Annotated in this window: 17 protein-coding genes; 13 read left to right on the top strand and 4 right to left on the bottom strand. The window is 52.0% G+C overall.

The annotated features are described in order from the left end of the window. Positions 1 to 65: 65 nt before the first annotated feature. Together QHL1GM_RS19725 and QHL1GM_RS19720 are read left to right on the top strand one after the other, a co-directional pair. Positions 66 to 452 (top strand): hypothetical protein, encoded by a 387-nt coding sequence (locus QHL1GM_RS19725; RefSeq protein ID WP_254795299.1) that lies wholly within the window; start codon positions 66 to 68, stop codon positions 450 to 452. Between the two features lie 33 nt (positions 453 to 485). Next, on the top strand, positions 486 to 704 hold the full coding sequence (locus tag QHL1GM_RS19720) for a tyrosine-type recombinase/integrase (protein WP_302847859.1): 219 nt from the start codon (positions 486 to 488) through the stop codon (positions 702 to 704). A 72-nt stretch (positions 705 to 776) separates the two neighbouring features. Here the strand turns inward: QHL1GM_RS19720 and QHL1GM_RS11350 are convergent, their stop codons facing one another. Both QHL1GM_RS11350 and QHL1GM_RS11345 read right to left on the bottom strand, forming a co-directional pair. After that, positions 777 to 1,232: a DUF305 domain-containing protein gene (locus QHL1GM_RS11350; protein WP_071694578.1), complete on the bottom strand. Its 456-nt coding sequence runs from the start codon at positions 1,230 to 1,232 to the stop codon at positions 777 to 779. Between the two features lie 109 nt (positions 1,233 to 1,341). Beyond that, complete coding sequence (locus tag QHL1GM_RS11345; protein ID WP_071695985.1) at positions 1,342 to 2,733, bottom strand: rhodanese-like domain-containing protein; 1,392 nt, start codon at positions 2,731 to 2,733, stop codon at positions 1,342 to 1,344. Positions 2,734 to 3,221: 488 nt separating this feature from the next. On the opposite strand from QHL1GM_RS11345, the gene QHL1GM_RS19925 reads away from it, so the two are divergent. Further along, on the top strand, positions 3,222 to 3,467 hold the full coding sequence (locus tag QHL1GM_RS19925; protein ID WP_071694577.1) for a PepSY domain-containing protein: 246 nt from the start codon (positions 3,222 to 3,224) through the stop codon (positions 3,465 to 3,467). A 389-nt stretch (positions 3,468 to 3,856) separates the two neighbouring features. Here the strand turns inward: QHL1GM_RS19925 and QHL1GM_RS19920 are convergent, their stop codons facing one another. After that, complete coding sequence (locus tag QHL1GM_RS19920) at positions 3,857 to 3,988, bottom strand: YHYH domain-containing protein (RefSeq protein ID WP_139245649.1); 132 nt, start codon at positions 3,986 to 3,988, stop codon at positions 3,857 to 3,859. Positions 3,989 to 4,190: 202 nt separating this feature from the next. Between QHL1GM_RS19920 and QHL1GM_RS19715 the strand changes: the two genes are divergently transcribed. Together QHL1GM_RS19715 and QHL1GM_RS19710 are read left to right on the top strand one after the other, a co-directional pair. Continuing rightward, positions 4,191 to 4,487 (top strand): hypothetical protein, encoded by a 297-nt coding sequence (locus QHL1GM_RS19715; RefSeq protein WP_071694576.1) that lies wholly within the window; start codon positions 4,191 to 4,193, stop codon positions 4,485 to 4,487. Positions 4,488 to 4,515: 28 nt separating this feature from the next. After that, positions 4,516 to 5,070 (top strand): endonuclease, encoded by a 555-nt coding sequence (locus QHL1GM_RS19710; RefSeq protein ID WP_071694575.1) that lies wholly within the window; start codon positions 4,516 to 4,518, stop codon positions 5,068 to 5,070. 10 nt (positions 5,071 to 5,080) lie between these two features. Here the strand turns inward: QHL1GM_RS19710 and QHL1GM_RS11325 are convergent, their stop codons facing one another. Further along, positions 5,081 to 5,737 carry an SOS response-associated peptidase gene (locus tag QHL1GM_RS11325; RefSeq protein ID WP_071694574.1) on the bottom strand — a complete coding sequence of 219 codons (657 nt, stop codon included), beginning with the start codon at positions 5,735 to 5,737 and terminating at the stop codon, positions 5,081 to 5,083. A gap of 129 nt (positions 5,738 to 5,866) precedes the next feature. Here QHL1GM_RS11325 and QHL1GM_RS11320 point away from each other — a divergent pair, with 129 nt between their 5' ends. The 8 genes from QHL1GM_RS11320 to QHL1GM_RS11270 all read left to right on the top strand — a co-directional run bounded on the left by QHL1GM_RS11320 (position 5,867) and on the right by QHL1GM_RS11270 (position 17,865). Continuing rightward, on the top strand, positions 5,867 to 6,100 hold the full coding sequence (locus tag QHL1GM_RS11320; RefSeq protein ID WP_071694573.1) for a DUF1654 domain-containing protein: 234 nt from the start codon (positions 5,867 to 5,869) through the stop codon (positions 6,098 to 6,100). Continuing rightward, entirely contained in the window at positions 6,097 to 6,546 is a 450-nt protein-coding gene (locus QHL1GM_RS11315; RefSeq protein WP_071694572.1) for a LexA family transcriptional regulator, read from the top strand. The genes QHL1GM_RS11320 and QHL1GM_RS11315 overlap by 4 nt, the downstream gene beginning before the upstream one ends. Next, the gene (locus QHL1GM_RS11310) at positions 6,543 to 7,817 is read left to right on the top strand and encodes a Y-family DNA polymerase (protein ID WP_071694571.1); all 1,275 of its coding nucleotides are present in this window, start codon (positions 6,543 to 6,545) and stop codon (positions 7,815 to 7,817) included. The genes QHL1GM_RS11315 and QHL1GM_RS11310 overlap by 4 nt, the downstream gene beginning before the upstream one ends. 183 nt (positions 7,818 to 8,000) lie before the next feature. Then, entirely contained in the window at positions 8,001 to 8,291 is a 291-nt protein-coding gene (locus QHL1GM_RS19355; RefSeq protein ID WP_175540375.1) for a hypothetical protein, read from the top strand. Positions 8,292 to 9,081: 790 nt separating this feature from the next. Next, entirely contained in the window at positions 9,082 to 11,868 is a 2,787-nt protein-coding gene (locus QHL1GM_RS11295) for a bifunctional diguanylate cyclase/phosphodiesterase (protein WP_083571017.1), read from the top strand. Positions 11,869 to 12,845: 977 nt separating this feature from the next. Further along, positions 12,846 to 13,999, top strand: a protein-coding gene (locus QHL1GM_RS11280; RefSeq protein ID WP_139245614.1) for an IS3 family transposase whose coding sequence is annotated in 2 segments (ribosomal slippage) — positions 12,846 to 13,089 and positions 13,089 to 13,999 — 1,155 coding nt in all. Because the reading frame shifts where the segments join, the coding sequence is not laid out codon by codon here. A 146-nt stretch (positions 14,000 to 14,145) separates the two neighbouring features. Next, positions 14,146 to 15,954, top strand: coding sequence for a GGDEF domain-containing protein (locus QHL1GM_RS11275; RefSeq protein ID WP_254795296.1), 1,809 nt, complete (start codon positions 14,146 to 14,148; stop codon positions 15,952 to 15,954). A gap of 177 nt (positions 15,955 to 16,131) precedes the next feature. Further along, positions 16,132 to 17,865 carry a PilZ domain-containing protein gene (locus QHL1GM_RS11270; protein ID WP_071694565.1) on the top strand — a complete coding sequence of 578 codons (1,734 nt, stop codon included), beginning with the start codon at positions 16,132 to 16,134 and terminating at the stop codon, positions 17,863 to 17,865. Positions 17,866 to 17,927: the final 62 nt, after the last annotated feature.

Below are 17,927 nucleotides of genomic sequence, written 5' to 3'. Positions count from 1 at the left end.
GCTAAGGTTTTCTGGTTAAATTCTCCTTAGAGCCGTTGAACTGTCAGAACCACTTCATCAACCAAATGGGCAACCTGTTTCGTCGGGCTACCAACAAAGGAGTGATAAAGCGGCTCATAGCGTTGAATCCAGATGCCATGAACGTTTCGACTGAAATCTTCTTTACACCTTGGAGTAAAGGCAAGCTGGTTGGACAGAAAGCACCACTGAAACTTAAAGACATCTGGGCCATTCGTGTCCGACTGGAACTTGCAAAAAAGACGAGAGATCTTGCCCTCTTCAATTTAGCCATCGATAGCCAATTACGGGGCTGTGAGCTCGTCAATTTACGAGTACGGGATATAGCCAATGGTGCGTGCATATTTCCACGATCGATCGTGTCGCAGCAAAAGACACATCGACATGTCCAGTTCGAAATTACCGAGCAAACACGCATCGCTATTATCGACTGAATACAGCTTGCTCGGCTCCTGAGCGAAGACTTCTTGTTTCCCAGCCGAATCAATAGCGCAAAGCATTTGTCAACGCACCAGTATGCCCGAACTGTAAAAGCCTGGGTCACCGAAATAGGCATAGATGCGCTAATCTATGACACGCACACGATGCGCCGCACTAAAGCTTCGCTGATATACCGACGCACGAAAAACTTGAGAGCAGTACAATTCCTCCTGGGTCACGCGAAGCTGGATCGCCACAACCGGTGAGGTAAACAGTGGCTAATGTGATAACCGAAAAGATAAAAATTTGACGTGAACGGTTTTATAAAAAAATAAACATCAGTCCGCTTTTTCCAAGTCGTTTATGAGATATTTCATTTCCTCAATTTCGCGACGCTGTGCAGCAATGATTTCATCTGCCAGCTCACGGACACGCGGATCTGAAATTTTCGCTCGCTCACTGGTCAGGATCGCGATCGAATGGTGGGGAATCATTGCTTTCATGTAATCGGTATCATCTACGGTAACCTGGCTACGGACGATCCATAACGCAGCAATGAACAGCACAGCACTGCCTGCATAGATGGCGATGTTTATCTTTTTTTTCTGATACATATTGAGCATAAAGCTCAACATTACTACCGCCATCACAGCCCCCATGACAAGAGCCATCCATGCTCTTGTTTCGCTCCAGAAAACATGGTCAAAAGCGTACGTGTTCAGATACATCACCCCATACATAATGATTGTCGATGTAGCGACCATTGCGACGAAACGCCAGTAAGACTTGTTCATAATATTTATCCTTTAAATTCAATAGTCTATTGAAATTATCGTATTGATGCCTACGTACTCGTATTTTGCGATTTTGAGCGTCATTGGGGTACCGGTGCACCGGTTCTGCTCAGCTCGTTTCAACAGGCAGACCTGCTGTATTCCAGGCCGCCCAAGACCCTGGCGTGTTCGCCACGTTAGAAAAACCGGCTCGCTTCAGAAGGCTGGCGGCAATCGAGGCTCGATAGCCTGAGCCGCAGTAGGTGACGATGATCTTGTTAGGATCTAATTCGTCAAAATGATCGGCAAGATGGGCGACGTAAAGATGCGTTGCACCGGGCACTCGACCACTGGCAACCTCATTGGAACTACGCACATCAAGCACCTGAACATTGGGATCTTCGCGCCGAGCATTGAGCTCGTGAACGGTCCACTCCTGCAACCTGCTCAGGGGTAGTGCCCCGTTCTGCCAATCCGTCATACCATTGCGCAGGTAGCCACGAATGTCATCCAGGCCGATGCGAAAGAGCTGGGTAATGGCTTGATGGACATCTTCTGTCGACTCGCCCACCAGCAAAATTGGGCGGGAGTCATAGAGCATCCATCCCGCCCAACTGACAAACTCGTTACGTAACGCGATGTTGATAGCCCCTGGCACATGGCCACCCCCAAATGCCAGTATCGAGCGGATGTCCACGACCTGCATGTTGACGTTGCCAGCAAGTGCTTGAAAGTCCTCAGGCGACAGCGGCAGGGCCAGCGATAGGCTTTCCCAATGTGCGATGGGACCGACGTTCAGCTTCTTCAGGCGCGCATAGTGACGCGGCGGTTCTGGCATATCGTCAAGCAGCGAGTCGATGAACGCCTCTTCGCTACCCTGTTCCTGCAGAACAGGATTAAAAAGCCGTTCGTTGCCAAGCGTAGATTGACGCCTGTCACCAATCGACTTACCGCACGCCGAACCGGCGCCATGACAGGGATATATTTCTATCCGGTCGCCCAGCGGCAGATAACGATCAAAGAGCGTGTGAAATAGCTCACCAGCCAGCTTTCGTTCACTGCCCTCTCCAAGCAAATCAGGGCGCCCAACGTCCAGGTTAAACAGCGTGTCGCCAGTGAATAATGCGATGGGGTCACTGCCTTGCTGCGTATCGAACAGCTGAAGAGAAATGTGTTCAGGCGTATGGCCCGGCGAATGCATGATCTGTAGCCTTACCTGACCGAGTTCCAATGTCTCGCCATCGCTGACCTGGCGAAGGTCAAACTGGTAGTCATCTGAGCGGCCACCAATAATCTGCGCGCCAGTGCGGCTCGCCAGTGCTTGGGCACCGGATACGAAATCCGCATGAATGTGCGTTTCGATGGCATAGGCAATTCGCAAGCCTTGCTCTTTTGCCATCTGAAGGTAGATCTCAATATCTCGACGAGGGTCGATTACCGCCGCCACTGCCGCCTTACTGTCACCGATCAGATAAGAAATCTGCGCTAGACCACTTGTAAATACAGGCTCAAAAATAAGCATCGCTACCTCCGTTAAAAGTCGGGGCATTAGTGCCCATTCGCCCAATTTTTTCACGGACAACATGCGTGTATCTCGTTGCCTGCTAGCATGTAGGAGAAATAGGTTTGACCACTGCAACCACAGTGGAAGTTAATCGACTTTAATCCCACAAAAAACGTCAGTCTGTTCGGTGGGCCACTGAACGGCACCTGAATACTTGGTGGGGACTGAGATATTGAGGAAGCCTCGATGCTTTACTTTTTGCACCTGAAAGAGTTTTTGTTGGAGACCGTTCGTTAAACCTGCCTTAAGTTACTTCTTTGAAGATGATGCATGCCCCCATCGACAAACCTGTCTGGCACGAAAACCTATCATCAAATAGATATTCCCGTGCAAGCACGCATCGTCAAAATCTTAACAACTGCACTATTTCTAACTGGCAGCAAGGTTGCGCTGTCTGAACCCAGTGTACTTATGCGCTTAGTAAAGAGTGGATTAGCTAAGTTTAAATGGAGGAGCGTATCCAAGAAATGGGGCACGAGATCAAAGAGTTTGAGTTCACCGAAAGCAACTGCTACGAGATATACGGCTGGAATGAGCAGAAACGACGGGGAGAAATCTATTTCTATGGAAAGTCTAGAGTAAATCAGAGCGCAATACGGCTATTAACAATTAGCCACGTATCGCCTAAAACTAGCTGCCTGAGTGTGGTGAAATGGCTAACAGCAGGTTGGCCAAGTGTAGTGAAAAATTGAGTAAGCGTCATAGTGGCCTTCTCAAGATGTGGTCAAAAGGTACTTTCACCATCATCAATTCTCAATACTAGGAAATACTTATATTTATTCTCTCAGTAGAAAAACGCACTCATGGTGAACCGTGCATAGCGACCCATGAAAAAACATAGTCCACCCCAAACCAGAGACCGCCCCAGATTTACTATCGGTGATCGTTTAGCTTAGTACCAACCATCAGCAAGAGGCTTACCTATATGCAAGAATTCTAAAAGACAGCTTTGGGTCGTTAAAGGACAATCGGGATTTCGCACATCCCTAAGATAACAGTACCCTAAGTAACCCGATACGAAAGTTAAGTGCAACGCGTGCGGCATGCCTAAGGCGACGTTTATGGCGTTGCAAAATCTTGCCTAGTGGCAGTGACGCGTACCGGCCTTGGTATCGCGATGGCAACCATTCTTATCGGTACCACCGCTGTGCGAGACCACATCACCGCTATAAACATTTGTGGACGCTGAGATGTTACCTGCTCCGAAGAACATACCAGCCAGCATTAGAGCTAACAATACCTTATTCAAGATCGTCTCATTGTTATAGCTGGCCTACTACCAGCACTACGAGACTAGCATCTATCATGCTGAAGCGAAGCGTACTTTAGTCAAAAGCCTACTTAATAGTACCAATCAACTCGCACCCGGGATGAAATTTTATTAGTCTCCCTCCTCTCATGAAGGGACCACTAATATGAAGAAAATTTCTTACCTCATCGCATTTGCTGCCGCTCTGCTGGTGTCTAGCCATTCCATTGCTGCTGTGCCCTCTTCCTTTAACGCGGCAAAGCGAATTGCAGAAGATCAAATTTATTACGACCAGGACACTTCCTTCTACTGTGGCTGCCAGTTCGACTTTGAGGCTGGACCCAATTTAGAAGCATGTGGCTATGACATCAGAAAGCAACCACAAAGGGCTAGCCGCATTGAGTGGGAGCATGTGATGCCTGCGTACGATTTCGGCAGGCAGCGCCAATGCTGGCCGCGATAATTGCCGCCGAAACGACGCAGTGTTTCGAATGGCTGAGGCAGACCTGCATAATTTGGTGCCCACGATTGGTGAAGTAAACGGCGATAGGTCCAATATGCGATTTGGCATGGTCAATACGCCCGTTCATGAATACGGTGCTTGCAAGGTCTCGGTATCGTTTGAAGAACGGACCTTCCAGCCACCGCCCCACCGCCGCGGTGACATAGCGCGCACCTATTGGTATATGCGAGATACCTACGGCATCGAGATCAGTCGACAGCAGCAGCAATTATTTACAGCATGGGCACATCAAGATCCGGTCGATGAGTGGGAGCTGGAGCGCAATCGAAGGATTGCCGCTGCGCAAGGAACGGCCAACACCTATGTTGGTGAGGTAGCCATCCAACAAACACCAGCACGACTGCCAACAACATCCGCTCTTTCTTTGCGATCGGAAAGCAACTCCGGCGTTAGCTGTTCAGTTCGTAAGACTTGCGGCGCCATGGCGTCATGCGAAGAGGCAATGTTCCACTTGAATCAATGCGGGAACGGTCGCTTAGATGGTGATAGTGATGGTGTGCCGTGCGAGTCGATCTGCCGATGATTAGCTAACATCAAGCCGGATTAATCAGCTCTTCGCTCTGCCCTTCGCTAGGCTTGTTAACCTTGGTGCTCACAGGCCAGTGCTCTATCAGACTGGCATCGATATGGCGCACCATCTGCTTGATCGTCTCCCGATCAGTAATGTCAGGCGCTAGCCAATGCTCAAGGCTATCGTCATCCAATATCAGTGACATCCGATCATGCACCTCAGCAGCACTACCGCGTCCGGGCTCAGTGACAATGGCACAGCCTAGGCTTCCATCATCACGCGCAGCGAATATGCCTGCGAAAAACATTGGCTCACGATCTTGGCGGCAAAGGTAATGCGGTTGCTTGGGTTTTGAGTCTTTAATCCATTCATACCAGCCGTTAGCCGGTATCAAACACCGATGCTTTGAAAAGGCCGATTTGAAATAGGCATTAGTGGCCAGCGTCTCAACTCGCGCGTTGACCGGCTGATTACCTGTGCTTTGTGCCCACCTCGGTCTGAACCCCCACCACATCTCGCCAATGATCGGTGCCTCGTTTTCTGACATCTGGTGCACAGCAGCTATCCACGTGCCGGGCGCAACGTTGTAGCGAGGCTTTACGATTTGCTCTGGCACAGTAGCGCCAACCATTTTGGCCAGCCGATCAAGGGGGGGGAATAACGCAAATCGTCCACACATCCTTGAATGATAGACGATATTTTACGGCTCGCAGCTACCCTGACACATGAGCGCTTGCAGTCAACGCTGGTCATCGCTTATCGTCTGCCTTAAATACTGTATATATCACCAGCATTTAAGGAGGCGCTTATGTCAGAGAAAAAGTATCAGCAGTTGGTTCAGCGCGTGCAGCGGGCAATCAATAGCCCGGGTGCACAGTCAAAGCACTGCGTAGAGATAAAACGCCAGCCTGAAGATGAAGCGGATGATTGGACGCGCATGCTTTCCGACCTGGGTACTGTCGAGAACGTCACGCTCACTACCATGGATGACAATGCCGAGCATGTGCAGATTACATGGAACCCTGAGGAGTCGATGGCATGAGCATCCACCTCACCGTTCTCGGGCGTGTCGATACCACCGCCCCACCACTAAAACTTCCCCTAGCCGCTGGTGAAGTCCGCACCGGGTTTCCTTCGCCGGCTGATGACTATCTGGAAGCCGAACTGGACCTTGTTGCTCATTTGGTGCAGCACCCCAGTGCGACGTATTACTTACGCGCAAAAGGCGCATCAATGACAGGCGCCGGTATCTATGACGGCGACCTATTAATAGTCGATCGCTCGCTTGAGCCTAAGACCGGTCACATCGTTATCATGAGCGTTGACGGTGAGCTCACCTGTAAAAAGTTAGGCACGATAGGCAACCGACCCTACTTGATCGCCTCGAACCCAGAGTTCCGACCGATCCCTCTTGAGGGTAAAGAGTGCCAAGTGTGGGGCGTCGTCACACACAACATCCACTCGCTGGCACCTGGCTTCTCGATATGATTGCTCTAGTCGACTGCAATAATTTCTACGTCAGCTGCGAGCGCGTGTTCAACCCGAAGCTGGAAGGCAAGCCCGTTGGAGTGATGTCGAATAATGATGGCTGCGTTGTCGCCAGGTCCGCTGAAATAAAGCAGCTTGGCGTAGCGATGGGCATGCCAGCGCATCAGATCGACCCGCACGTACGCCATCAGTGCATCTTGCTGAGCTCCAACTACGCGCTGTACGGCGACATGTCTCGAAGGGTCACTGACGTTCTCAGCCAGCACACGCCACACGTCGACGTTTACTCGATTGATGAATCGTTTCTGAGTTTTGAAGGTTTCGATCCTGAAACGCTGACTGAAAGATGCCAGACCATGCGGCACCAGGTGCGTCGTGACACCGGCATACCCGTTAGCGTCGGGCTCAGCACATCTAAAACGCTGGCAAAGATCGCCAACCACCGCGCTAAAAAGGAGCCGCACTTTAACGGCGTGGCCATTATGGAGCCAGACAGCGATGACACGCGCGCTTTCCTTGAGCAGCTACCGGTGACGGAAATATGGGGTGTCGCTGGCCGTAGTGCGGTGAGACTGCAAACCCTCGGTATAGAAACAGCCTGGCAGCTACGCAACGCCGCGCCTAAGCACTTGAGGAAACACTTTTCAGTTGTGATGGAGCGCATCGTTTATGAGCTCCGGGGGCAGGACTGCATATCACTAGACGACATGGCACAGCCCAAAAAACAGATCATGGTTAGCCGCAGCTTTGGGCGCCTCACTAACAATAAAGCCGACCTTCACGAAGCGATCCGTGTGCACACTTCACGTGCCGGTGAGAAGCTACGTAAGCAGCAGGGCCTTGCCCAGGCTATCATGGTGTTCGTGCGCACTAACAGATTCCGCCAGGATCTACCCAGTTATAGCAAATCGTTAGTGATACCACTGTCCCACCCGACGGATGACAGTCGTGAGCTGGTCCGTGCCGCGATGGCTGGGCTTGAGAGCATATTCAAACCGGGCATCATGTATCAAAAATGCGGCGTTATGCTCATGGATCTGTGCGACCACGACAATGAACAGTTGGGCCTGCTGGCAGAGCCATTGAGTGATGAGAAGCGGGAAAGGAACGAGAAATTAATGGCGACGATGGATAAGCTGAACCGAGAGCACGGAAAAAATACGGTGCGGCTGGGGATGCCAAGGAAGGTCAACGCATGGGAATTGCGTTGCGAACATCGAACGCCTAGATACACAACTAAGTGGGAAGAACTGGCGGTTGCTAAAGCGTAGAGAGCCATCCCTGGCGGGTCTAACTCCCTTCTTTTAGTTTAGCTAACAACTTACTTGAAAGCTGGGTCAGTCAACTAAATATTTTGCAGAAGCAATACAGCGCGCTGGCACGAAAAAGTACGATGCGGCCAGTGCTTCCAAGCGCTATGCTCTTGGATATAAAGTAAGATTAATAACCCCAATATGTTTGAGGGAACGGTGATGTCAAGATCAATACCCGTACGGAATGCCGATGGTGTCGATGATTATGTAGTTGCCGAAATCAGACCAGTGCACCACCGGCATCTGTCTGAAAAAGAAGCTGACCTAGCCAGCACTGTTAGCTTTTATCTTTCTACTGGACAAGTGCTTAACCATGTGTCGGCAGAGCGCTTCGAAAACCCAATGACTGAAGAATCCTACTACGCAGTGAATGATGAGGACATAGAGTGGCTACTCAGCTTGCAACCGATAGACTCTGGTACAAATGGATAGTGAGTGCCGTTCATGGCCGTCCTGTATCCATATTTACCCTTAACCTTCCTTGGCGTGACGCATTCGTCATGCTAAAAAGCGGCGTCCCTGGCGTCACACCTTCACAGTAGCAGCGTTTCTGCACCCAATATGTAAGAGATCGCTGACTTTGCTGTAAGAGACTTCTTACAACAGCAACAAAAAACGCCCCATTTCATTGGGGCGTGTAGTTATTATCCGCTGTAACCTCATCAATCTTTCTTCCAACCGAAACCAAGAGAATCTTTTTAGTCCAGCCTCAGCGAAGACCACTTTGGGTCGAGAGCACCTATGCACGAGCATTCCTGTTTCGGCCAATAGCAGCCTTTCAGGGAAAATTGATATATCCGGTATCCCGCACAACGGCACTCGCGACCTAGCCTGGCAGGTTGCCATCCAAGCAACTTTTAGTGAGTCACGACATCAAGGATACTTTGTCTTTCTTTTCATCCTACCAAGCAATGACAAGGTTCTTCAGCATCGAAGGACATATACATAGGCTTCGACAGCACCTCTCTTTGCGAGCGTCACAGTTGTGCGCATACGCTGCTACTTAGCACCTTTGGAATCATCCAAGATGCGCAGGCACCGAATAGATTAGCCCTCTTATTATTGCCCCAAGATGTCCAGCCGACCGATGGATGGCCAGTCCGTTATTCGTTAGGAGCTACCAGATGCTATTATCTTTAAGATTTTGAACGGGTAGCATAGTGACATAACGCTTTGATAAGTATAATTCGACGATACTCGTACCCGTAGATGAGACGACCCCATGACTACCTCCCCTTCAGCAACGTTTGGCGCTGAGCGTGCTCCCCCTTGGCTGGAAGCGCTTCCTGAGTCTGCCGTCCTCCTCAATGAGAGCGGCACCATCCTTGCTGTTAACACTCTTTGGCGAGCGTTCGCACTGGCGAAAGGGGGTGCCTCTCATGCTTATCTCGGAGAGAACTACCTCGGTGTATGTCAGAGTGCCCTCGTCGATGAGATTGGCGATCTATCCCACCAGTTGGAAAACGTCCTGAAGGGGGCCTCCCATTCCCTGGAATGGGAGTACTCCTGCCACTCTCCCTTAGAACGTCGATGGTTCCGGCTCACCGCCACCCGTTTCCAGGACCAAGACCGAATTTACGTATTGGTGATCCACCACGACATCAGCCATAGGCGCTTGACGGACGAAACAGCCAAGGCGCGCGAACAGCAACTTGAATGCGTCCTCGCTCACACCCGGGAGGGCTTGGTAGTTATCCAGGGACAGGGGATCGTTCGCTACGCTAACCCCCGTGCGTGCGAGTTACTGGGGGATTCGCAGGAACAACTAATTGGCCAGAACCTGAGCATTCCCCTTCCTTCCTCGACCGGTCATATTATCGAAGTCAAACCCGCCGGCGAGGAGCCCCGGACTCTGGAGATCTTTGCCGTGCAGAGCGAGTGGGAGAGCGATCCCGCCTGGCTGGTCCATCTCCATGACATTACGGGTCTGGTGGCGGCCGAGCGAGCCTTGAAGGAGAACAAGGACCTGTTGGTGCGCACCAACCGAGTAGCCCGTGTGGGGGGCTGGGAAACTGTCATGTCCACTGGGGAGCTAAGATGGACCTCCGTGACCCGAGAAATTCTCGAAGTTGATCCCACCGAGCCCGTGCCACCTCTAGATGAGGCTCTGCCCAGATTCTATAAAGGCGAGAACTACGAGCAGATACGCACAAACCTACAGCACGCCATAGATCATGGCGTAACGGCTGATTTTGACACTCAGCTCCAAACCGGAAAGGGCCGGACCATATGGGTTCGCATTCAGGCCCAACCAGAGACCCAGAATGGCAAGACCGTTCGCTTGCTCGGCACCTTTCAGGACATCTCCGAGCGCAAGGAGCTAGAGACTCGGCTGGCCGAATGGGGAGCCGCATTCGAGGCGGTCGGGGAAGGTGTGATCATCACCGATGCTGAGGAGCGTATCACGGCGGTGAACCCGGCCTTTACCGCGATCACAGGATATTCAGAGGACGAGGTTCGGGGGTGTACACCCAGCATTCTGCAATTCGACTCCCCCGGCGGCAATACGCATGAGCCATTTTGGGCCCAGTTAAAGAAGCAAGATCGCTGGCAAGGAGAAATCTGGAGTCGGCGCAAGGACGGGGAGGTATTCCCTACTTGGCAGACCATCAATACGATCACCGATAAAGTCGGCAATATTACCCATTACGTTTCTATTCTAACCGATCTCTCCCGGATCAAGCACGCCGAACAACAGTGGGAATACCTGGCCAACCACGACCCCCTCACCGGCTTGCCCAATCGTCGTCTGTTCAAGGACCGCTTGGAACAAGCCGTGTCCCAGGGGCGACGTTCGGGCGAAACCTTTGCGGTGCTCCTGTTAGATTTGAACGACTTCAAGGCCCTCAACGACGGTTTCGGGCACGACATTGGTGATCAAGCCCTGAAGGCGCTGGGTTCCCGCATCAAAGGACTCCTGAAAGAAGATGATACGCTGGCCCGATGGGGCGGGGACGAATTGCTTCTGCTTGTCCGGGATCTGGTCGATCCTTCCGCCATCTCTCCGCTGGTCGAGCGAATCCTGGACGCACTTGAAGCTCCCTTGGTCATCGGGAGGCAGGAGTTCCGACTGACCGCCAGCATCGGTATCGCCATCGGAGGGGTAACGAATCATACGACCTCTGCGCTGATCATGCAGGCTGATGGGGCGATGTACTCTGCTAAGGACGCGGGACAGCGTTTCGCCTTCTTCGCCAAAGAGGTGGGTGAAGCCGCGCGGGAGCGAATACACCTTGGGACGGAACTTGCCCGAGCGCTAGAACGGGGTCAGATGACGTTACATTACCAGCCCCAGGTGGACCTTCAAACCGGCCAGTGCCTCGGCCTGGAGGCTCTGGCCCGGTGGCACCACCCGGATGAGGGATGGATCTCACCCGCTCGTTTCATCCCGGTGGCCGAACAGTGTGGATTAATCCATAAACTTGGGGAGTGGGTTCTGGAGGCGGCGTGCCTACAAGCCCAGTTGTGGTTAGCCGATGGTTGGGATTTCGGTCGTATGGCGGTCAACATCTCTTCCCAGCAACTCAATAGCAACCGTTTGATTGCTCAGGTGGATAAAGTGCTTAATAAAACCGGGCTCCCACCCACCCGGTTGGAATTGGAGTTAACCGAATCCTCCCTGGTTGATCCCAATATATCGGTCTCTAAGACCTTGGACGCCCTGCGTCTTAGGGGCATTCACATAGCGATCGATGATTTCGGCACGGGCTACAGCTCGCTGGGCTATCTCAAGGATTTACCCGTGGACCGGTTGAAAATCGACCGCAGCTTCGTGGACGGGCTCCCAGAAGATAAGAAAGCCCGAGCGCTGGTCGAGACCGTCATGACGCTCGGTAGCAAGTTAGGCTTTCAGGTCTTGGCAGAGGGGATAGAAACGCCTGCCCAGCACCAAGATCTACTACAAATGGGCTGTTTGGCGGGTCAGGGCTATCTTTTTGCAAAACCGCTTGACCCTAAAGGTATTTGGGCCCTTCAGTTTCCGTTGCAAGTACCGGTCACGATAGCGTAGAGGTCGCAGACGCTTAGTCGTCGGGCTGCCAGCTTACGTAAGTGAATCCGCTCGGGTGGGTCTAGCCCGCTAGCCCCACCTCCCATGGCATACAGTTTGGTAATTAAGGCCAACACTGCGGTGCCGGGAACCAGAGAAGCCTGCAATGTTTCGCTGTGATAATTCTGAGTACATAAGGCACGAACTGGTCGTTAGGGCCGACGGATACCGAATTACGCTGCGCGCTTGGCAGGCTTTTTATCATGAAATAACCAAAATTATGCCCAACTTGACCTCCTTTGTTAGGGCCTGCCCTCGGCAAGCCATTAAGACAAGGCGCTGGTAGTCGCCACAGTTGCCGCATAGTTGCGGCCAAGCGCGTGCAGCATGATTTCCTGTGCAGCCCTTTAAGCGCTAGGCAACTTAAGTCCGGCAAGCTGTCTCTGCTCTTAATGTCACGACGTGGAGTACACCTATTCTCGCGCGATGAAATAACGATGCTGTAAGGCGCTGTGGGCTTCACTGGCGCGGGATAGCAAAAAATGAGCGAATAGATCGCACACAGCAATACTAGGCGGCGTTTTTAGCGCCCACAGGCGTTCAACTGTGGCCGATGCAATAAAGTTCGCTGAATCCACACTGGAGGTTTTCAGATAATAAAAACTCATGGTGAAAAGGTGTGTCTTTCGACGGCCAACTAGCTATCCAACAGCGACCCATTAATTTCTTTAATTTTTTTATGATGAAGTTAGGAAGGTTCTAGCCGATACTCCCTCACGGCTGGCGTCTTGATCCTTATCAGGGGGCAGCTGCCGTCAACTCAATCGCAGCAAATTACGAGCTGTTGGGAATATTGTCTGTACCTCACTTAGTATGAGATTCCACCGTTGATGCTCAAAACGCTCTGGGCCCGCCTAGTTTTGGCCACTCTCGTCCTGAATCGCCCCAGGTTTCGTAGACACCTCTAGGCCTTATACTAAAGGTATCTAGGAGGATCCATGAGCCGTCCCCGTTACACTGAAGAATTCAAAATCGAAGCCGTTAAACAGGTGGTAGAGCGTGGCCATCGAGTTGCCGAGGTCGCTGAGCGTTTAGGCGTGTCAGGCCACAGCTTGTACCACTGGATCAAACGCTACGATAAGCCGGTAGAACAACGGCAAGAAGATGATGATCTCCAAGCTGAAAACCGTCGTTTGAAGGCTGAACTAAAACGTGTGTCAGAAGAGCGAGATATATTAAAAAAGGCCACCGCGTACTTCGCCAGGGAGTCCGACTGAGGTACGCGTTTATTCAAAAGCATGCGGGCCAATATCCGGTACGTCGCTTGTGCCGCATGATGGCCGTGCACCCTAGCGGCTACTACGCATGGTGCAAAAAAGCACTGTCTAATCGAGACCGGGTTGATCAGCGCCTCTTGGGATTGATCAAGCATGCGTGGCTTGAAAGCGGCGGTGTTTATGGATATCGCAAGGTCTACCAGGATTTGCGTGAGGCTGGCGAAGCCTGCGGTAAGCACCGAGTGGCCCGCCTGATGCGTAGAGAAGGTTTACGCTCTCAGACCGGCTATCGACGACGCCCTGGCTGCTATGGCGGTGGAAAGCCGGCCATCGTATCACCCAACCATTTAGACCGTCAGTTTGAAGTAACAGCGCCAAATATGGCTTGGGTGACGGATATTACGTACATCCGAACGTACGAAGGCTGGCTTTACTTAGCGGTGGTTATCGACCTGTTTTCTCGTCAAGTGGTTGGCTGGTCGATGAAGTCACGTATGACCACGGAGTTAGTGCTGGATGCTTTATTGTCGGCAGTTTGGCGACGCAAGCCACAAGGAACTGTGATGGTGCATTCGGATCAAGGAAGCCAGTTTAGCAGTGGAGACTGGCAAAGCTTTTTGAAAGCTAATCACCTGGTGGGCAGCATGAGCCGACGTGGTAACTGTCATGACAACGCCGTTGCTGAAAGCTTCTTTCAACTCCTCAAGCGAGAGCGGATCAAGCGACAGATTTATTCGACACGGGAAGCGGCTAGACGCGACGTGTTCAATTACATTGAAATGTTCTACAACCCAAAGCGCCGACACGGCACAAGTGATAACTTGTCACCGGTTGAGTATGAAAGGCGTTACTTTAAGAGCCTAACGGGTGTCTAGAATATCCGGGGCGATTCATCCCTATCATTCTCGTGACAGCGACGCTCTATCCTATCTTCACCGCCCATTTAGAGAAACGGTTAGAAAGAACACACGCTTCCTCTGAGGCCTTATTGGAGGCCAAATACGAAATACTTCTTCAGAACATGAATGAAAGCTTTAACCAGGTACTGGCAACCGCAGAGTTCCCGCTTCTAGGGCGGTATCTGAAAAATCGCGAAAACCCGCTACCTTATCTAAAAGAGAGCGAGCCACTTCGCGACTTGGAGCAACTAGGTGAGCTATTCAACACACTCCTGACGCACTTCGGCCGCTACACGCGTCTGGCGTTAATCGATGCAAGCGGTCGAGAGCAACTTGTTGTCACCACGATGCCGTTGCTCCCCACCGCTCCGGTTGTTGATCACTCCACAATGAAGGTCTTTCAGGAAGCGATGGAATTACAGCGTCGCGATCTGTATGTCTCTCCCCCCCATTTAGGGGCAAACGGGAAAAATGGTGAAGCGGTGACTACCGTTATCGATATCGCCACGCCGGTGTTCGATAACAGTGGAGATCGCCTTGGAGTGCTGCTTTTCACGTTGGACTGGTCCCGCGTCACGGCATTTCTCCTCCAAGAAAGGCAGGACGATCACGCTCTGGCGCTGTTGGTGGATGCGCAGGGTACCGGACTGTTATCCGACGCTGGTCAGGGGTTCATACCGTTCAATCACTCTCTGGCTGACCATTGGCCAGGGGTGTGGCAAGGGATGGCCTTACGCAACCAGGGTGAAATGATATTCGACAAGCATCTCTTATGGTTTCGCTCCCATGACGTTCGTACAAACCACTACCGTAGTCAGGCTGGCATGATCATGAGTCAGCCTGATACACAGCCTTGGCGGCTTGGAATTGTCATGTCTAAGCCAAGTCTGACGGGATTACTGGTGGAAAGCCGCGGGCAGCTCATCGCCATCGTACTGGTTTACCTTCTCTCCGTCGCTTTTGGCATCTTTTGGGTGCTCAGCGACTATCGTTTGCGACATCTCAGGCAACGTGCCCTGCAATTTTCTCGCGAAGCACGGCAGTATGCAGGCGAGGTTCAAGATCTCTACGAGAACGCGCCCTGTGGCTACCACTCACTGGATAGCCAGGGACGTATTGTTAACATTAACCGTACTGAACTCGACTGGCTGGGCTATCGCGCCGACGAGATCACCGACCAACGTTGTTACCGTGATTTCATCACACCAGAAACCCGCGGAGCCTTTGATGACTTTTTTCAGCAAGTACTGACAGGGCAGGAAGGTTCGGCCGAATGTGAGCTACTACGGCTTGATGGCACCACGTTACCCGTGGCGGTTCAGGCGACGGCTCATGTAACCCAAGACGGTTTCCAGTATACCCGCGCCACCGTGTTTGATTTGAGCGAGCGTAAGCAATTGGAGGCGCGTCTGGCGCAGCAGGCATTGACCGACCCGCTTACCGGACTGGGCAATCGTCGTTTTTTTGAGGATCAAGCGGCAATGGAAATGGCCCGAGCACAGCGAAGTGGCGCGCCGCTCAGCCTGATCGCCATAGATCTGGATCACTTTAAGCACATCAATGACACCTACGGCCACGATGTAGGCGATAAGGTACTACAGGCCTTCGCTAACACTGCACGCGCTCAGCTGCGCGACGGCGATGTACTGTGCCGAATAGGTGGCGAGGAGTTTGCCGTATTGCTGCCTGACACGAGCCGTGAGCAAGCCATGCAGGTAGCGGGACGCCTTCGTCAGTCGGTAGAGGTATCGCGCGTTGAGGTCGACCCGGAGGTCATGAAGGCGGAAAGTCTGACGTATACCGCCTCGCTGGGTGTGACTCTCGTCAGTGCTAAAGAAACCTCTCTAAAACCCGCCATCAAACGGGCCGACCAGGGACTTTATGCCGCCAAGGAGGCGGGACGCAATCAAGTCTACTGGCGGGCGGTGTGAAGAATGACTCGTCGGTGCAGATAGACGAACATTCCCTTGTACATTTTGAGGCTACCCAAAAATATATAACATAGATTAATATACTAACTAAAATTTAGCATAGCCTTTCAAGTTAAAAAGTGGCCTCCCCCTTGATAGGTAGATAAAAAAACGATACTGCACCCACAGGTATTTTAGATGTCTATCCCTGCGCTCTACGAAAACCCTTCAGCAAACGTCATACGTTCGCTGCTCCAGCATACCAATGAGCTGTCTATCTATGCCAAGGACATGCCCTATGCCTTAAAGGCGGAAGTTGCAGAGCTGAATTTGAGTTCCGGGCGATTGGTGTTGGAAGTCGAGTATGCAGGCTCAGATATCGAGCGCTACCTGGTCAATGGCGGCGTGAGCTTCGACCTGGAAGCGCTAAAAGGGCTACACGCCATGGAGCGTGAGACCTACAGCCTAAGTAACGTCGACGCCAAACTAATCAAGACGGACAGTAAGCTATATCGTCTGGAGTGCCAGCTCCCGGAATCGGTTTTCGTCCACGAGAACCGAGGCGCGGTTCGTATCCCTTTCATCCTAGGTATGCAGGCCCGCGTCAATCTCGAAGTTTATCTGCATGACCTCAACGTGCTGGGAAGGCTTCGTAACTTGTCGGTCGGTGGCTGCATGGTGGACATCGATTTGGCGGAGAGTATTGCGATCGGCGTAGGCCAGGAAATTCCTGGTGTAACACTGGAATTCCCCAACGGAGAGAGTTTTTTTGCCGAAGGCAAAGTTCGACATATACGCCCCTTCGGTAACCATGGCTATGCGGCGGTTGGGATTCAGTTCATAAACCTAACGATGACTCAGACAGAAGCCTTGTTTCAGTACGTTAATCAGGCTGAAAGAGAAGCCGCTTTCCGAACCGGATCTAACGATCAGCTCTCCTATCATTCCCCCCTGTTCATTGCGGGAGCCAAAGAGCAAAAGCTTCTGCAACGCGAAGCACAAGAGCGTGATAAACGCGCTCGCCAGTCGCCCATGGAACGCGGTGTGGTCGACGTGGCTCATCAGCTCCAAGTGGGGCTGATGTACATGAGAACTCGCTCCGTATTCCCAATCGAGACCTTCTACGATTGCGTCGACACATTGCGTTATCTTGTGGGGCAGGATCGCAAAGCCTTTCTTTATGCCCTGGCGTTTCTACGTGAAGAGCCAGACTGGGTTAGGCATGCCGTTCAGGTCGCCGGCCAGTTGGCCGACATGCTGCTGACCCGTGACCCGCATGACCCCCAGGTACGTGAGGCCGTGCTGGGTGCCTTGTTACACACCATGGGCAAGCCACTGCTGATCAGTGCAGAACTGCCATCGCTCAAGGTCAATATGAACCTGGCGCAGAAAGCCATCCTGAGCGGCCATGTGAAAGAACTAAGTAGCAAGTTGGGTGAGTTAGACTGGGCACCCAGCCCTACGTGCCGTGATGTCATTGAGCAAGCCAACGAACGATTGGACGGTTCAGGCTACCCCGCTGGCAAGCGTGGTGAGCAGCTGTCAGCACTCATTCGACTGGTTACGGTCATCAAGGCAATTAACAAGCTGCTGCATGCGCGTAATGGGGAACCACCACGCTCACCTATTGACGCCTACCGCAGGATTCATGGGGCAGGCGCGGCCTATGACAAAACGTTACTGGTGGAGTACATCCAAGTGTATGGCCTTTACCCGATCGGGAGTCTGGCTAAATACTCGGGAGGCTTCCTTGCTTGGGTCATGGACATCGACAGTAAGGGAATGCCTAACCAGGTGCATATTATTAAGAACCTGCGCTTTCCTGATACCAATATCAGCAGCTTCATTGGCCAAGGAGATTTGTCACAGATCGGTAAGCTACACGAAATTGTTAATCCCGCAGATTATGGAGTGAAGGTTGATAAAATATAGAATTAGGTTGAGAAGTCTGCCCCCAAATGCGATTGCCCCACAAGCCAAATGGCTGAGCATCT

Origin of the sequence: Halomonas sp. QHL1, assembly GCF_001882345.1 — a bacterium.
Classification (GTDB): domain Bacteria; phylum Pseudomonadota; class Gammaproteobacteria; order Pseudomonadales; family Halomonadaceae; genus Vreelandella.
The sequence above is the reverse complement of the archived record's forward strand: the minus strand, read 5'-3'. Positions and strand labels throughout refer to the sequence as shown.

Bases quoted from the DNA above. Each gene is read 5' to 3' on its own strand.
- QHL1GM_RS19710 (WP_071694575.1), top strand. From the start codon at position 4,516: ATGGCTGAGGCAGACCTGCATAATTTGGTGCCCACGATTGGTGAAGTA.
- QHL1GM_RS19715 (WP_071694576.1), top strand. From the start codon at position 4,191: ATGAAGAAAATTTCTTACCTCATCGCATTTGCTGCCGCTCTGCTGGTG.
- QHL1GM_RS11275 (WP_254795296.1), top strand. From the start codon at position 14,146: ATGAATGAAAGCTTTAACCAGGTACTGGCAACCGCAGAGTTCCCGCTT.
- QHL1GM_RS19925 (WP_071694577.1), top strand. From the start codon at position 3,222: ATGGAGGAGCGTATCCAAGAAATGGGGCACGAGATCAAAGAGTTTGAG.
- QHL1GM_RS11320 (WP_071694573.1), top strand. From the start codon at position 5,867: ATGTCAGAGAAAAAGTATCAGCAGTTGGTTCAGCGCGTGCAGCGGGCA.
- QHL1GM_RS19920 (WP_139245649.1), bottom strand. From the start codon at position 3,988: ATGTTCTTCGGAGCAGGTAACATCTCAGCGTCCACAAATGTTTATAGC.
- QHL1GM_RS19355 (WP_175540375.1), top strand. From the start codon at position 8,001: ATGTTTGAGGGAACGGTGATGTCAAGATCAATACCCGTACGGAATGCC.
- QHL1GM_RS11315 (WP_071694572.1), top strand. From the start codon at position 6,097: ATGAGCATCCACCTCACCGTTCTCGGGCGTGTCGATACCACCGCCCCA.
- QHL1GM_RS11270 (WP_071694565.1), top strand. From the start codon at position 16,132: ATGTCTATCCCTGCGCTCTACGAAAACCCTTCAGCAAACGTCATACGT.
- QHL1GM_RS11310 (WP_071694571.1), top strand. From the start codon at position 6,543: ATGATTGCTCTAGTCGACTGCAATAATTTCTACGTCAGCTGCGAGCGC.
- QHL1GM_RS11345 (WP_071695985.1), bottom strand. From the start codon at position 2,733: ATGCTTATTTTTGAGCCTGTATTTACAAGTGGTCTAGCGCAGATTTCT.
- QHL1GM_RS11350 (WP_071694578.1), bottom strand. From the start codon at position 1,232: ATGAACAAGTCTTACTGGCGTTTCGTCGCAATGGTCGCTACATCGACA.
- QHL1GM_RS11325 (WP_071694574.1), bottom strand. From the start codon at position 5,737: ATGTGTGGACGATTTGCGTTATTCCCCCCCCTTGATCGGCTGGCCAAA.
- QHL1GM_RS11295 (WP_083571017.1), top strand. From the start codon at position 9,082: ATGACTACCTCCCCTTCAGCAACGTTTGGCGCTGAGCGTGCTCCCCCT.
- QHL1GM_RS19725 (WP_254795299.1), top strand. From the start codon at position 66: ATGGGCAACCTGTTTCGTCGGGCTACCAACAAAGGAGTGATAAAGCGG.